General features: G+C 60.9%; 16 protein-coding genes. 7 read left to right on the forward strand and 9 right to left on the reverse strand.

Translation table 11 applies throughout. The features are described 5' to 3' along the window. Window positions 1-44: 44 nt before the first annotated feature. The 5 genes from PSH86_RS24610 to PSH86_RS24630 all read right to left on the reverse strand — a co-directional run bounded on the left by PSH86_RS24610 (window position 45) and on the right by PSH86_RS24630 (window position 3,960). Entirely contained in the window at window positions 45-980 is a 936-nt protein-coding gene (locus PSH86_RS24610) for a glutathione S-transferase family protein (protein ID WP_116833388.1), read from the reverse strand. Between the two features lie 79 nt (window positions 981-1,059). After that, complete coding sequence (locus PSH86_RS24615; RefSeq protein WP_109754765.1) at window positions 1,060-1,383, reverse strand: GIY-YIG nuclease family protein; 324 nt, start codon at window positions 1,381-1,383, stop codon at window positions 1,060-1,062. 41 nt (window positions 1,384-1,424) lie between these two features. Then, window positions 1,425-1,895: a nuclear transport factor 2 family protein gene (locus tag PSH86_RS24620; protein WP_305485522.1), complete on the reverse strand. Its 471-nt coding sequence runs from the start codon at window positions 1,893-1,895 to the stop codon at window positions 1,425-1,427. A gap of 87 nt (window positions 1,896-1,982) precedes the next feature. Further along, complete coding sequence (locus PSH86_RS24625) at window positions 1,983-3,311, reverse strand: CynX/NimT family MFS transporter (RefSeq protein ID WP_176689178.1); 1,329 nt, start codon at window positions 3,309-3,311, stop codon at window positions 1,983-1,985. Further along, window positions 3,301-3,960: a FadR/GntR family transcriptional regulator gene (locus tag PSH86_RS24630; protein ID WP_109754768.1), complete on the reverse strand. Its 660-nt coding sequence runs from the start codon at window positions 3,958-3,960 to the stop codon at window positions 3,301-3,303. Before PSH86_RS24630 ends, PSH86_RS24625 begins: the two co-directional genes overlap by 11 nt. 165 nt (window positions 3,961-4,125) lie before the next feature. Between PSH86_RS24630 and PSH86_RS24635 the strand changes: the two genes are divergently transcribed. Further along, window positions 4,126-4,437 (forward strand): type II toxin-antitoxin system MqsR family toxin, encoded by a 312-nt coding sequence (locus PSH86_RS24635; RefSeq protein ID WP_212801416.1) that lies wholly within the window; start codon window positions 4,126-4,128, stop codon window positions 4,435-4,437. Beyond that, the gene (locus PSH86_RS24640) at window positions 4,434-4,916 is read left to right on the forward strand and encodes a type II toxin-antitoxin system MqsA family antitoxin (protein WP_232201142.1); all 483 of its coding nucleotides are present in this window, start codon (window positions 4,434-4,436) and stop codon (window positions 4,914-4,916) included. Before PSH86_RS24635 ends, PSH86_RS24640 begins: the two co-directional genes overlap by 4 nt. A gap of 63 nt (window positions 4,917-4,979) precedes the next feature. Here PSH86_RS24640 and PSH86_RS24645 read toward each other — a convergent pair whose 3' ends face one another. From PSH86_RS24645 to PSH86_RS24660, 4 genes are all read right to left on the reverse strand, one after another. Next, window positions 4,980-5,744 (reverse strand): amino acid ABC transporter ATP-binding protein, encoded by a 765-nt coding sequence (locus tag PSH86_RS24645; protein WP_003178331.1) that lies wholly within the window; start codon window positions 5,742-5,744, stop codon window positions 4,980-4,982. A gap of 10 nt (window positions 5,745-5,754) precedes the next feature. Further along, window positions 5,755-6,852: an amino acid ABC transporter permease gene (locus PSH86_RS24650; RefSeq protein ID WP_109754771.1), complete on the reverse strand. Its 1,098-nt coding sequence runs from the start codon at window positions 6,850-6,852 to the stop codon at window positions 5,755-5,757. Window positions 6,853-6,862: 10 nt separating this feature from the next. Beyond that, the gene (locus PSH86_RS24655) at window positions 6,863-8,044 is read right to left on the reverse strand and encodes an amino acid ABC transporter permease (protein ID WP_249015522.1); all 1,182 of its coding nucleotides are present in this window, start codon (window positions 8,042-8,044) and stop codon (window positions 6,863-6,865) included. 65 nt (window positions 8,045-8,109) lie between these two features. Further along, window positions 8,110-9,141: an amino acid ABC transporter substrate-binding protein gene (locus tag PSH86_RS24660; protein WP_060740792.1), complete on the reverse strand. Its 1,032-nt coding sequence runs from the start codon at window positions 9,139-9,141 to the stop codon at window positions 8,110-8,112. A gap of 473 nt (window positions 9,142-9,614) precedes the next feature. On the opposite strand from PSH86_RS24660, the gene PSH86_RS24665 reads away from it, so the two are divergent. The 5 genes from PSH86_RS24665 to PSH86_RS24685 all read left to right on the forward strand — a co-directional run bounded on the left by PSH86_RS24665 (window position 9,615) and on the right by PSH86_RS24685 (window position 14,937). Then, a complete protein-coding gene (locus tag PSH86_RS24665) occupies window positions 9,615-10,271 on the forward strand; it encodes an alpha/beta hydrolase (RefSeq protein ID WP_109754773.1) in 657 nt (218 codons plus the stop codon). Window positions 10,272-10,369: 98 nt separating this feature from the next. Continuing rightward, window positions 10,370-11,833 (forward strand): ATP-dependent RNA helicase RhlB, encoded by a 1,464-nt coding sequence (rhlB, locus tag PSH86_RS24670; RefSeq protein WP_109754774.1) that lies wholly within the window; start codon window positions 10,370-10,372, stop codon window positions 11,831-11,833. Between the two features lie 164 nt (window positions 11,834-11,997). Then, window positions 11,998-12,945: an ornithine cyclodeaminase family protein gene (locus tag PSH86_RS24675; RefSeq protein WP_109754775.1), complete on the forward strand. Its 948-nt coding sequence runs from the start codon at window positions 11,998-12,000 to the stop codon at window positions 12,943-12,945. 149 nt (window positions 12,946-13,094) lie between these two features. Then, on the forward strand, window positions 13,095-14,222 hold the full coding sequence (locus tag PSH86_RS24680; RefSeq protein WP_305485531.1) for an FAD-binding oxidoreductase: 1,128 nt from the start codon (window positions 13,095-13,097) through the stop codon (window positions 14,220-14,222). A gap of 88 nt (window positions 14,223-14,310) precedes the next feature. Then, entirely contained in the window at window positions 14,311-14,937 is a 627-nt protein-coding gene (locus tag PSH86_RS24685) for a transcriptional regulator (RefSeq protein ID WP_109754777.1), read from the forward strand. Window positions 14,938-15,043: the final 106 nt, after the last annotated feature.

A 15,043-nucleotide genomic window follows, 5' to 3' on the forward strand; every position in this document is an offset into this window, starting at 1 on the left:
ACCGCCATCGCGAGCAGGCTCGCTCCCACAGGGTCATTGGTCGTTCATCGAGGCTCGATTCGAAACCCGAACCGCGGAAAGTGCACATGCACCACCCCGCCACGCGCGTCTTCACGGCGCAGGATCAGTTCTTCGCGACCGGCAAACAGCAACTCCCCGACCACGGGATCGACGCCGTAGTCAGTCGCAGCGATGCTCACTTGTTGGCCCGGCGCAAACCCATTCGGCTCTTCGAACACCTCATCCGGCAGCGCTGCCGGTGTGGCATTGCGGGCAATTTCCAGGGCTTCTTCGGAACTCATCTCGTTCGGCGCGCCGTGGCCGAAACCCAGCACCCGTGCCAACCAGGCCGACACCGCCGGATACGCATCCACCAGCGGCGAGGTCACCGGCGTGCCCTTGAGAAACCACAGCGGGTGAGCCATGGCGAAGTCGGCAATCGAGGGATCTCCCAACAGGAAGTCGCCTTCCTCGCGCTGCAACTGTTGCTCAAGGCGCGCCATGATCGTCGGCCACTGGTGCTTGGCCTGGTCAGCGGGCAAGCGCGTGGTCGTGCCGCCACTGAACAGCCCGGCGCGGTCGCTGATGAACGCCTTGATAGCTTCAGGCGACAGCTTGGCGAAACGCACCGCCACCGATTCAGGCTGGAACACCAGACTCACGGCATGCTGGAACACCACCGAATCGGCCCAGGCAGCAAAGGACGCGGCCAGCATTTCCCGGCCTTCGGGGAACAGGGCCGGCGAGGCTTTTTCCTGCTCCAGCCGACGAGCGATCAGGGACGTATCGCAATAGATGTCCGCGCCAATCTGCAATACCGGGGTCTTGCGGTAGCCGCCTGTCAGCGACGTCAGGTCAGGCTTGGGCATCATTGGCGGGATGCTCACCGAACGCCAGGACAGGCCCTTGAAGCCCAGCAACAGCCGGGCCTTTTCCGCGAAAGGAGACGTCGGGTAATGATGAAGGATCAGCTCTGACATGGGATTCGCCACTGCAGGAATGAAGTCTTGCAGCTTAGCGCGCCTGACCGGAGCAGCCTACCGGCCTGATAAAGGCCTATCAGTCCGGCTGATGAAGCGACAGCGCACTGGCCACCAGGCATTCCTTGGCGCTTTTCCTGAGCTTTTTGATCAGCCGCTCCTGGCGCAGGGCTTCGCCCTTGTCGCGACAAGCCTCGGTATACACCAGGGCCACCGCCGGGCTGGAAAGGAAGAAGCGTGCGCCCTTGCCGCTTTGATGCTTGGCGAAACGGCGCACCGGGTCATCACTGATGCCGCAGTACAGCGAGCCATTGGCGGCCCGCACCAGGTAGACGAACCAGGGTTTGTCCGGTTCGGCCGGGCCTTGTGCAGGCAGATCGGGAGATGGGGTGGCGTTCGTCACAAAGATGTTCAACAGGTCGGCACAGACAAGCCGAGATCTTATCAGCGACTGGCCTGGAACGCCCGCAACCCCTTGAGCGCCTGGGCCCTGACGGCGTTGCGCACCAGCGGTGTCCAGCCCAACAACAGGCCCTTGGCGCCCAATGCCTGACGGGACCAACGCCACAGATCAAAGTTGTCGTGGTGCTCGCAGATCTTGCCGTCGCGAAAAACGAACCGCGCCTGGATGTCATTGATCACGACGTTACCCGTCTGGCTGAACAGGTAGGTCGCCACCCAATGCGCTCCGCCGGTACGCTCATCGCTACGTACGTTATCGAAGGTCAGGGAGAAGTCCTTGGCCCGGGTGGTGAGCATGCGCCACATGTCGCCGGCATCACGTCCGCGCAATTCACCAAACGCCGGATCGCTGAACACCACATCGTCGGTGTAGCAAGCACTCATCGCTTCGGCGTCCAGGCGCTGGAAGGTCTGGTAAAAGTGGGTGATCAAGGCGTTGTGGGCATCACTCATGGACAGGCTCCGAAATTCGCTTCAATAAACCTGCACGATAATCTGTCACAGCGGCGAAGACTATCGTCATTCGCCATGAAAATGACATCAACGAAGATCGGTGACTTTTTCGCTACTGACCCCCACGTACAACGCCCGGCCTGCGCCGATGCCCGCGATGATCGCACCCAGGCCAACCAGGCCGAAGATCCAGCCCAGTGCATTCCAACCGCCAGTCAAGTCGTGGACCACGCCCACCGCGAACGGTCCCAGCGACGCCAGCGTATAACCAAAGCCCTGGGCCATGCTGGACAGGTTGGCGGCCACGTGGGCGTCCCGCGAACGCAACACGATCAGCGTGAGCGCCAGGCTGAACGTCGCGCCCTGCCCCAAACCCAGCAGGATCGCCCAGCCCCACAACCCATCGAGCGGAGCGTAGAGGCAACCAAACAGCCCCCCCAGGGTCATGAGCATGACGATCACGATGGCCAGGCGCTGGTCTTTGCCACGCGTTGCCAGCCACGGAGCTGCGAGGGAACTGATCAATTGCACGATGACCGAACCGGACAGCACCAGCCCGGCCTGGGTCGGGGTCAGGCCACGCCCAATAAGAATTGAAGGCAGCCAACCAAAGACGATGTAGGCCAGGGACGATTGCAACCCCATGTACAAGGTCACTTGCCAAGCCAGGGGATCGCGCAGCAAGCCTCGGACCCGGTACGCCACTTGATGAGCACCGTGTTTCTCGCCCACTTGCGGCAACCAGAACACCGCGGCCAACAGCGCCGGGACCACCCAGAACCCCAGGCCCAAGGCCCAGCTATGACCCAGGTGTTCGCTCAACGGCACTGTCGCCCCGGCCGCCATCGCCGCGCCCAGGCACAGCGCCATGGTGTAGACACCGGTCATGGCGCCGGCCTGCTTGGCGAAGTCGCGCTTGACGATGCCCGGCAGCAGCACACCGATCACGCCGATACTCGCACCGGCCAGGATACTGCCGGCGAACAGCCCGACCTGACCGAACGCACTGCGCAGGACAATCCCACCCGCCAGTGTCAACAAGATTCCCAGCACCACGCGCTCGGCACCGAAGCGCCGTGCCAGCACCGGCGCCAGCGGCGCGAACAGGCCCAGGCAAAGCACAGGCAATGTGGTCAGCAAACCGGCTTGGGCAGCCGACAGGCCAAGGCTTCGTGACACTTCGCTGAGCAGCGGCGCCATGCTCGACAACGCCGGACGCAGATTCAGCGCCACCAGGATCAACCCCAGCAACAACAACCAGGGACGACGCACCAACAGAGGACGCTGCTGGGCCTGCTCATCGTCGGCCTCGGCGTCGATCAACAGTTCTTCAAGTTCGGCGGCGCGTTTGGGCGCCGTCGAGGTGGCAGGGTCAAGCAGATCGCGGGACATGGAAAGCTCGGATTCAGGGTTCATTGATCAACTGGCGGCACAGGGACTTGGCCCGTTGCGGATCCTGTTGCTCGACGGCTTCAAGGATTTCGACGTGCAGGTCGAACACATGTTGATGGCGCGGGGTGATGTTGAGGCTCTGGCGCAACTGTGCACCGATGACGCTGGAAAAGTAGCGATAGAGCTCGCTCAACGCGGGGTTGTGCGCGGCATCCACCAGGAGGCGATGGAACACCAGGTCGCAGGCGATGTAGTGCTCCAGGTCGCCGTGGTAATGCTCACCGCTGTCTTGCAGCGCCTGGCGCAAGGCAATCAAGTCTTCATCGGTGCGTCGCAACGCGGCCAGGCCGATGGCCTCGACTTCCAGGATATGCCGGGTTTCCCGGGCCTGCTCCAGCGAACAGCGCGACAGCACCTTGAGGGTATCCAGCGGATCGACCACTGCCCGCACGTAGCTGCCGTCGCCCTGACGGATCTCGATCAACCCGGAAAACGCCAGCACGCGCATGGCTTCGCGCACGGTGTTGCGGCTGATACCCAGCTCGGCCACCAGCTCCGGCTCGGTAGGCAGGCGCTGGCCGACGGCCCACACGCCATCGCTGATGCGCCGACGCAATTGCTCCAGGGCCTGATCGACCAGGGAGCGCTTTATTAACGGAGAGCTATCTGACATTGGATTCGCCTTTTCATCCAATCATAGGATGAATTTTCTGACATGTTAGTCAGCTTCATGTAGGACGGCAACCGCCTAGGGTCAATGGGACGGAAAAGGAGCGAAATTTTCGATTAGCCAACATTACCCTTTAAGGGTAATTTTAAGGACAAGGCACACCGTTCCATGGAAAAGAACACACCCCATTACGCCTTGGTGGCGATACAGGCGGATGTCAGACGGCTTGAAGGGAAAGCTTTCACCAGCACTGCGAAGAACACTGCTCGAACACTTGGTTTAAACGTCTCGGACATGCAGCAGGTCATCCACAGGCTTGAGCGAAAACAGTTCTACAAATCGATGACCACCTATGACGATCATCGGGTCTGGCATGACGTCTACCACGCCAATTCACACGGTCTGCAGATTTACCTGAAGGTGACGTACCGCCCCAGCGGAGGCCCACCGGTAATTTCCTTCAAGGAGAAAAACTCATGAAACACCAGCAATGCTTCAGCTGTGGTGCCCCGGAGGGCATGTTGCATTTCGAAGGTCGCGGCGAAACCATGAGCGTCAAGGGACTGGAACGCCGGGTCGATGACTTGTCTGGCTGGGAATGTCAGATGTGCGGCGAAGTCGAGCTCGATTCAAGCTGCTCGGATCGCTACGACCACGCAGGTGATGAGCTGGTCAACGCGGCCAGGCGAATGATCGGCGAAGAGATCAAACGTGTCCGGCGCAAACTGCATCTATCGCAAAAGGAAGCGGTACTGCTGCTATCGGGCGGTGGACACAATGCGTTTTCCCGCTACGAGCGCGGCGAGGTAGTACCACCCAAGGCGTTGATCTTGCTGATGCGTCTGCTTGACCGTTACCCGCATTTGCTTGCAGATGCGCGAGCCCTGGCCGAAGACGCGGACTTGAGAGGTTTCAAGACGACGGTGCACAAGGAGCACGAAACCCTCACGGCTTCCTGAGCAGCCGAAGCAGAAAAAATAAACCCGGACAAGTCCGGGTTCATTTCGCTGCCTAAGGCTGGATCAATGCAGGATCTGGCTCAGGAACAGCTTGGTGCGGTCGTTCTGCGGGTTGTCGAAGAAGTCGTTCGGCGCGGCCTGTTCGACGATTTCACCCTTGTCCATGAAGATCACGCGGTTGGCCACGGTGCGGGCGAAGCCCATTTCGTGGGTCACGCAGAGCATGGTCATGCCGTCTTCTGCCAGGCCGATCATGGTGTCCAGTACCTCTTTCACCATCTCCGGGTCGAGGGCCGAGGTCGGCTCGTCGAACAGCATGATTTTCGGCTTCATGCACAGGGCACGGGCAATGGCCACACGCTGTTGCTGACCGCCGGAGAGCTGGCCCGGGTACTTGTGCGCCTGCTCTGGAATGCGTACGCGCTCCAGGTAGTGCATGGCGATTTCCTCGGCTTTGCGCTTGGGCATCTTGCGTACCCACATTGGCGCCAGGGTGCAGTTCTGCAGGATGGTCAGGTGCGGGAACAGGTTGAAGTGCTGGAACACCATGCCGACTTCACGGCGGATCGCTTCGATCTGCTTGAGATCGTTGGTCAGTTCCACGCCGTCGACCACAATGCGACCCTGCTGGTGCTCTTCCAGGCGGTTGAGGCAGCGGATGGTGGTGGACTTGCCGGAGCCCGACGGGCCGCACAGCACGATACGCTCGCCCTGCTTGACGTTCAGGTTGATGTCTTTCAACACGTGGAACTGGCCGTACCACTTGTTTACGCCCTGCATCTGAATAATGCCTTCAGGGCTCACAGGCTGTTTGATCGCTTCACTCATGAGTCAACTCCTAACGCTTGTGGCCAGTGTCCAGCTTGCGTTCCAAATGCATGGAATAGCGGGACATACCAAAACAGAAAATCCAGAACACCAGGGCGGCGAACACATAGCCTTCAGTGGCCATGCCCAGCCATTTCGGGTCGGCGGCAGCTTGTTTCACGCTGTTGAGCAGGTCGAACAGGCCGATGATGATCACCAGGCTGGTGTCCTTGAACAACGCAATGAAGGTGTTGACGATACCCGGGATCACCAGCTTCAGGGCTTGCGGCAAAATCACCAGGCCCATGCTGCGCCAGTAGCCCAGGCCCATCGCCGCGGCCGCTTCGTATTGCCCCTTGGGAATGGCTTGCAGGCCACCACGCACCACTTCGGCAATGTAGGCCGACTGGAACAGGATCACCCCGATCAGCGCCCGCAGCAGCTTGTCGAAGTTCATGCCTTCGGGCAGGAACAGCGGCAGCATCACCGAGGACATGAACAGCACCGTGATCAACGGCACGCCGCGCCAGAACTCGATGAAGGTCACGCAGACCACACGAATCGCCGGCATGTTCGAGCGCCGGCCCAAGGCCAGGACAATACCCAGCGGCAGTGCGCCGACGATACCCACGGTGGCGATCACCAGGGTCAGCATCAGGCCGCCCCACTGGCTGGTCGCCACGGCGTCCAGGCCGAACACGCCACCGTGCAACAGGCACCAGGCAATGATCGGGTACAGCACCAGGAAGCTCAGGCCATAGATCGCCTTGCGCGGAAAGCGCGAGATGAACAGTGGTGCCACGCCGATGACCGCCAGCCACACGGTCAGGTCTACGCGCCAGCGCAGATCCGCCGGGTAGTAGCCGTACATGAACTGACCGAAACGCTGCTGGATGAACACCCAGCAGGCGCCTTCCTTGGTGCAGTCGGCGCGGGTAGTACCGACCCAGTTGGCATCGAGGATCGCCCACTGCAACAGCGGTGGAACGATCAGGTAGATCAGGTAGAACGCAAACAACGTCAGCAGCGTGTTGATCCAGCTGGAGAACATGTTGGCGCGCATCCACGCCACCACGCCGATGCTGCTGCCCGGCGGGGGCATGTCAGGTTTGAAAGTATGAGTCGTCATGCGCGTTTCCTCACCGCTCGATCAGCGCAATGCGCTTGTTGTACCAGTTCATCAGCAGGGAAATGCTGATACTGATCGCCAGGTACACACTCATGGTGATCGCGATCACCTCAATGGCCTGGCCGGTCTGGTTCAACACCGTGCCGGCAAACAGCGAAACCATTTCCGGGTAACCGATACCGGCGGCCAGGGACGAGTTTTTCGCCAGGTTCAGGTATTGGCTGGTCAACGGCGGAATGATCACGCGCAGGGCTTGCGGGATGATCACCTTGCGCAAGGTCGGACCGTTGCGCAGCCCCAGGGAACGGGCCGCTTCGGTCTGGCCGTGGCTGACCGACTTGATGCCCGAACGCACGATCTCGGCGATGAACGCCGCGGTGTACACGGTCAAGGCCAGGGTCAAGGCCAGCAGTTCGGGAATCAGTACCCAACCGCCGACGAAGTTGAAGCCCTTGAGCTCCGGCATTTCCCAATGCACCGGCGCACCAAAGAGCAGCGAGCTCAAGGCCGGGATCACCAGGAACAGCGCCAGGCCGACCCAGAATTTATGGAACGGCTCACCGGTCGCCTCGAAACGCTTGTTGGCCCAGCGAGTCATCAGCACGATGGCGACAATCGCCAGTACGATGCTGATCACAAACGGCCAGAACCCTTCGGCCACTAGCGCGGCGGGCATGTTCAGGCCCCGGCTGCTGACGAAGAAGGTGTCGCCGAAGTTATGGGCGGCCCGCGGTCCCGGCATGCTCAGGAACACGGCAAAGTACCAGAACAGGATTTGCAGCAGCGGCGGGATGTTGCGGAAAACCTCCACATAAACGGTCGCCAGCTTGGCGATGATCCAGTTCGGCGACAGCCGCGCCACGCCGATGATGAAGCCGAGGATGGTCGCCAGGATCACGCCGATGAACGTCACCAGCAGCGTATTGAGCAACCCGATGACAAAGACACGGGCATAGCTGTCCGCTTCGGTGTAGTCGATCAGGTGTTGGGCAATGCCGAACCCGGCACTGCGTTCCAGGAAGCCGAAACCGGAGGTGATGCCCCGGTGCGCGAGGTTGGTCTGCGTGTTATCGAACAGAAACCAGCCCAGCGAAATAACCGCCACGACCGTGACGATCTGAAATACCCACGCACGCACTCGTGGATCGCTGAGGCTGAGCCTCTGCTTAGGTGCGCCGATTGAATTTTGCATGAAGTGCCCCGCAAAGAATGGAACAGAACATCACCCGGTGGTTGGCCCACCGGGTGATAGAACCATCAGCGCACTGGTGGTGCGTATTGAATGCCGCCAGCGTTCCACAGAGCGTTCAGGCCGCGGTCGATTTCCAGCGGAGTGCTCTTGCCGAGGTTGCGCTCGAACATTTCACCGTAGTTGCCGACTTGCTTGACGATCTGCACGACCCAGTCTTTCGGCAGTTTCAGGTCCTTGCCGTACTCACCGTCGGCGCCCAGCATACGAGCGACGTCAGGGTTCTTGGTGGACTTGGCTTCAGCTTCGACGTTTTTCGAAGTTACGCCGGCTTCTTCCGCGTTGAGCAGGGCGTAGCCAGTCCAGCGCACGATGGCCAGCCACTCGTCGTCACCGTTACGTACGACCGGGCCCAGGGGTTCCTTGGAAATGGTTTCCGGCAGAACCACGTAGTCCTTCGGCGAAGCCAGCTTGCTGCGCTGGGCGAACAGCTGGGACTTGTCGGAGGTCAGCACGTCGCAACGACCGGATTCCAGCGACTTGGCGCTTTCATCGGAGGTGTCGAACGTGATCGGGGTGTACTTCAGGCCGTTGGCGCGGAAGTAGTCGGAAACGTTCAGCTCGGTGGTGGTACCGGCCTGGATGCAGATAGTTGCACCGTCCAGTTCCTTGGCGCTCTTGACGCCCAGCTTGTTGTTGGCCAGGAAGCCGATGCCATCGTAGTAGGTGATGAAGCCTGGGAATTTCAGGCCCATGCCCGCGTCACGGGAACTGGTCATGGTGGAGTTGCGCGAGAGCATGTCGATTTCGCCCGATTGCAGCGCGGTGAAGCGCTCCTTGGCGTTCAACTGGCTGAACTTGACCTTGGTCGCATCGCCAAATACCGCAGCGGCAACGGCGCGGCAGAAGTCAGCGTCGATACCAACGATCTTGCCGGTCGAATCAGGCACCGAGAAACCCGGCAGGCCATCACTCACACCGCACTGCACAAAGCCTTTCTTCTGCACGGCATCCAGGGTTGCACCCGCCTGAGCGAACCCGCTGACACCGAGCACAGCTGCGGCAGTCACGACAGCCAGGGTGGATTTCAGTAACTTCATTCAAACCTCCAGTTTTGCTCTTGTTGTGTCGGAGCTTGGGTCCTGTCGCACCCTTTTGAGGCATTGCCGACCCTTGTTGGCTTTTTTTAGGGTCAACCGACGTCTGGACCTTCGCTATGAGTCTATTAATGAGAACGTCCACAATCAGTGTTCATGCCCACTTCTCACCAATCGGCCGAACGGGCTGTAGCCCTTCACGTTCGCGAAGCCCCGTAGCGGCTATTGGCGAACATCCATCACCGGATTTCCGATATCCCATGCGGCGCGTCTAACTGATAGTGTTACCGCGTAGCGTGAGAATCATCACTCAGCTACCCCATAGCAAAGCCCGTACCAGACCGCTGCGCTTAGCCCTTGTAAAACACGTCAAGACAAAAACTTTCAACTTTGCGACATCTAATTAACTGAGGCACCGGGAACGCACTGTAATCACGCACTGATTAAGCGCACCCGCACAGATTTGGAGCACAGCCATGTCCGACCCCTTGATTCTCGAGCCCAGCAGCACTGCCGACGCGTGCGTAATCTGGCTCCACGGCCTGGGCGCCGATCGTTTTGATTTCCTGCCGGTTGCCGAAATGTTGCAGCAAAAACTGCTCACCACACGTTTCGTTCTGCCCCAGGCCCCGACCCAACCAGTAACGATCAACGGCGGCTATGAGATGCCCAGTTGGTACGACATCCGTGCCCTGAGCCCGGCGCGGGCCATCGACGAGCAGCAACTCGAAGCCTCGGCACAACGGGTCATTGACTTGATCGACAGCCAGCGAGCCAGCGGAATAGACGCCTCGCGGATTTTCCTGGCGGGTTTCTCCCAAGGCGGCGCGGTGGTCTATCACACCGCCTTCGTGAAATGGGAAGGCCCACTGGGCGGCGTGATCGCGCTGTCTACTTATGCACCGACCTTCAGCGACGAGCTGCAATTGTCGGCCAGCCAGCAACGCATTCCGGTCCTGGCGCTGCACGGGCAATACGACGAAGTGGTACTCAACCCGATGGGCCGCACCGCGAAAGAGTATTTAAAGCAGCATGGTGTCACCGTGACATGGCAGGAATACCCAATGGGCCACGAAGTGTTACCCGAGGAGATTCGCGACATCGGCACCTGGCTGGCCGAGCGGTTGCGCTGAAGGCCTGATTGCCAGGTCAACGCATTGATCATCACACTACGCCGCGCCCGTTTCTTGCATTACACTGGCCGGCGTACATTCCTTAACCAATCGATGAGATGACCGTGCTCAAAGCACTCAAGAAGATGTTCGGTAAAAGCGAGGCCGAGCAACTCGCGCCTGGCTCCACTGCGCCGACCCAAGGCCCGAGCCGTACCGATGCGCAACAACCGCGCCGCGCCGCCCCTGTTGCACAGGCCAAAAAAGAGCCCGCCGCCCAACCTGTCAGCGCCCCTGAACCGGAAAAACCACGTAGCGAAGCCCCCAAGCCACGCCGCGAACGCGCACCAAAACCGCCGGTCGTCGCCTGGAAACTCGAAGACTTCGTCGTAGAACCCCAGGAAGGCAAGACCCGCTTCCACGATTTCAAGCTTGCCCCGGAACTGATGCATGCCATCCAGGACCTGGGCTTCCCGTACTGCACGCCGATCCAGGCGCAAGTGCTCGGCTACACCCTCGCCGGCAAAGACGCCATCGGCCGCGCCCAGACCGGCACCGGCAAGACCGCCGCGTTCCTGATCTCCATCATCACCCAACTGCTCCAGACCCCACCGCCCAAGGAACGCTACATGGGCGAGCCACGGGCGCTGATCATCGCCCCGACCCGCGAGCTGGTGGTGCAGATCGCCAAGGACGCCGCCGACCTGACCAAGTACACCGGCCTGAACGTCATGACGTTCGTGGGCGGCATGGACTTCGACAAACAGCTCAAGCACCTCGAAGCCCGCCACTGCGACATCCTGGTCGCCACGCCGGGCCGCCTGCTGGACTTCAACCAGCGCGGCGACGTGCATCTGGACATGGTCGAAGTGATGGTGCTGGACGAAGCCGACCGCATGCTCGACATGGGCTTCATTCCCCAAGTGCGCCAGATCATTCGCCAGACCCCACCGAAAAGCGAACGCCAGACCCTGCTGTTTTCCGCCACCTTCACCGAAGATGTGATGAACCTGGCCAAGCAGTGGACCACCGACCCGGCCATCGTCGAGATCGAAGCCGAGAACGTCGCCAGCGAAAACGTCGAGCAACACATCTACGCCGTCGCCGGGGCCGACAAGTACAAGCTGCTCTACAACCTGGTCAACGACAATGGCTGGGAACGGGTGATGGTCTTCGCCAACCGCAAGGACGAAGTACGCCGCATCGAAGAACGCCTGGTGCGCGATGGCGTCAACGCCGCGCAACTGTCGGGCGATGTGCCGCAGCACAAGCGTATCAAGACACTGGAAGGTTTCCGCGAGGGCAAGATTCGTGTGCTGGTGGCTACTGACGTGGCAGGCCGTGGGATTCACATCGACGGGATTAGCCATGTGATCAACTTCACCCTGCCGGAAGTGCCGGATGACTATGTGCACCGGATCGGGCGTACTGGACGTGCCGGGGCTGCGGGTGTATCGATCAGCTTCGCGGGGGAGGATGATTCTTATCAGTTGCCGTCGATCGAGGCGTTGTTGGGTCGCAAGATCAGTTGTGAAATGCCACCGACCCACCTGTTGCGGCCGGTAGAGCGCAAGCGACCTTAGCATCGAGACGGACGCAGAGCGTCCATTGAGGCATTCCCACGCAGAGCTTGGGAACGATCAGCGCAGCCAAGACAGGCTGCGCTTTTTTTTGCCCGGGATATTGCTCGATAAAACTAAAAGTCCATAATAGACAAATTAGTTTACAAAAGCACTCCGGAGGCCCCATGCCCAGCACGCCCTATGTGATGACTCAAGCCCAGGCCCAAGAACTGCTCGGGCAAGTCGATGTGCCGCAGATCCTGCGCAAGCTGTTCCGCGATCTCGCCGTCGGGCAAGCGGTGCAGCCGCCCCAGCAACTGGTGGTGTTTCCCCAGGGTGCCGGGGACTTCATCAACTACCTGGGCGTGCTGGCCGAAGAGCAGGTCTACGGGGTCAAGACCTCGCCCTATATCGTGCGCGAGCAAGGCCCATTGGTAACCGCGTGGACCTTGTTGATGTCGATGCAGACCGGCCAGCCGCTGCTGCTGTGCGACGCCGCCGAGTTGACCACCGCTCGCACCGCCGCCACCACGGCTGTCGCCGTCGATGCCCTCGCTCCTCCCAGGGCCAGGCGTCTGGCGGTCATCGGTAGCGGTGCGGTGGCCCGGGCCCACGTGCAATACGTCAAGGACCTGCGGGACTGGCAAGGCATCAGTCTCTATTCACCGAGCCTGAAGGGCAAAACGGCACAAGAGCTCGCGCCGATCACCAAGCTGGACCCACGCCTGCACATCGCTGACAGCCTCGAAGCGGCGCTGCATGACGCCGACGTGGTGATGCTCTGCACCTCGTCCGCCAAGGCAGTACTCGACCCACAGACCCTGAGCAAACCGGCACTGATCACCTCCATCAGCACCAACGCTCCGCGCGCCCACGAAGTGCCGCCGCAGAGCCTCAACGATATGGATGTGTTCTGCGATTATCGTCAGACCACCCCAGGTTCAGCCGGTGAAATGCTGATAGCCAGCGAACAGTTCGGCTGGGATGTTTCGAAAATCGTCGGCGACTTGCCCGAACTGCTCAGCGACTACGTGGCCCGTCCCGATTATCAACGCCACGTGTTCTTCCGTTCCATTGGTCTGGGGTTGGAAGACGTTGCGTTGGCGAATGCGCTTTACCGACTTCACAACTGACACCCCCCAGTTTCCCTTGTGGGAGCGAGCCTGCTCGCGATGGCGGTGTATCAGATAAATATAGGTGGCTGACACACCGCTATCGCGAGCAGGCTCGCTTCCACAGGTTCCTACGAACGCCCGGCACCGTTGCTCGACAGGAGAGCTACATGACCTCAGCAGATTTCATCATCATCGGCGGCGGCATTGCCGGTGCTTCCACCGGTTACTGGCTGGCGCCTCACGGTCGGGTCATTGTGCTCGAACGCGAATCCCATCCGGCCTACCACTCCACCGGACGCTCGGCGGCGCTGTACACCGCTGCCTATGGCACGCCTCAGGTGCGGGCGTTGACCCAGGCCAGTCGGGATTTTTTCGACGCCCCGCCGAGCGGCTTCTGCGAGCATCCATTGCTGACCCCACGGGGCGAAATGACCGTGGACTTCACCGGTGACCCGACCGAGCTGAACAACCAGTACCTCAGCGCCAAGGCCACGGTGCCGCAGATGCAACTGCTCAGCGCCGAAGAAGCCTGCGTACGGCTGCCAATCCTGCGGCGGGACAAGGTCCACGGGGCAATCTACGACCCCACGGCCTGCGACATCGACACCGATGCGCTGCATCAGGGCTACTTGCGCGGTATTCGTCGCAGCGGCGGCCAAGTGCACACCGACAGCGAAGTGCTGGGCCTGAGCCGCGACGACCAGGGATTGTGGCAGGTGAAAACCGCCGGCCAGACCTTCAGCGCGCCGGTACTGATCAACGCCGCTGGCGCCTGGGCCGACCAGGTGGCCGAAATGGCCGGCGCCCGGAAGCTAGGGCTGCAACCCAAGCGGCGCGCGGCCTTCATCTTTGCCGGGCCCGAGGGCGTGGATATTCATGACTGGCCAATGCTGGTGAGCCTGGACGAATCCTTCTACATGAAGCCCGACGCCGGGATGTTCCTTGGTTCGCCGGCCAACGCCGATCCGGTGGAGCCCCATGATGTACAGCCTGAAGAGCTGGACATCGCCATGGGCATCTACCAGATCGAAGAGGCCACCACCCTGACCATCCGCCGTCCGACCCGGACCTGGGCCGGGTTGCGCAGTTTCGTTCACGACGGCGACCTGTTGTCCGGTTTCGATCCACAGGTGCCCGGGCTGTTCTGGGTCGCGGCCCAGGGTGGCTACGGCATCCAGACCTCCCCGGCGATGGGCCAGGCCAGCGCGGCGCTGGTGCGTGGCGAACCGCTGCCCGAGGCGCTGACCCGTTTCGGCCTGAGCAGCGCCATGCTCTCCCCCAAGCGCTTGGGGTGAACCCACTCAGGTGACGCATCGCCACGATTGCGGCACACTCCCCCGCGCCCCTGTCTCACGGGGCGCTGACGCTGCCTGGAGCCCTGTCATGACCGCCTCGCAACCCGATCCGGCGCTGGAAAACTTCCGCACCATCGCCGACGCCATCGCCACGCTGTTCTACCCCCACGCCGAAGTGGTGCTGCACGACCTGCGCACTCAGAAAGTCGACTACATCGCCAACAACCTGTCCAAGCGCGAGATTGGCGACGATTCGTCCCTGGAGGACATGCTCAGCGAGGACGTCAGCGAACGTAACATCGGGCCCTACGAAAAACTGAACTGGGACGGGCAGAAGATTCGCAGCCTCAGCAGCGTACTGCGTGACACCAATGGGCATCCGCTGGCGGTGCTGTGCATCAACCTGAATATTTCGCTGTTCGAGAATGCCAAGGCCGCATTGGACCTGTTCCTGTCGCCGGGGAAATTGATCCCGCAGCCGGACTCACTGTTTCGCGATGACTGGCAGGAGCGGATCAACACCTTCCTGCACGCCTGGATGCGCGAACGGCAACTGAGCCTGAACCTGCTGACCCGCGACCACAAACGCGAGCTGGTGCTGGCGCTGCATGCCGAAGGCGCGTTCAAGGGCAAGAGCGCTTCCAACTATGTGGCCAATGTGCTGAACATGGGGCGGGCGACGGTTTACAAGCATTTGAAGGAGTTGAAGGGCTGAGGTTTTTTGTCGCCAGGCCTGGCCTCATCGCGAGCAGGCTCGCTCCCACAAGGGGTCTGTATCAAACACGCTATTTGTGTTCAATGAGATCCAATGTGGGAGCGAG

The sequence above is a fragment of the Pseudomonas sp. FP2300 genome, assembly GCF_030687595.1.
GTDB classification, from domain to species: domain Bacteria; phylum Pseudomonadota; class Gammaproteobacteria; order Pseudomonadales; family Pseudomonadaceae; genus Aquipseudomonas; species Aquipseudomonas bijieensis.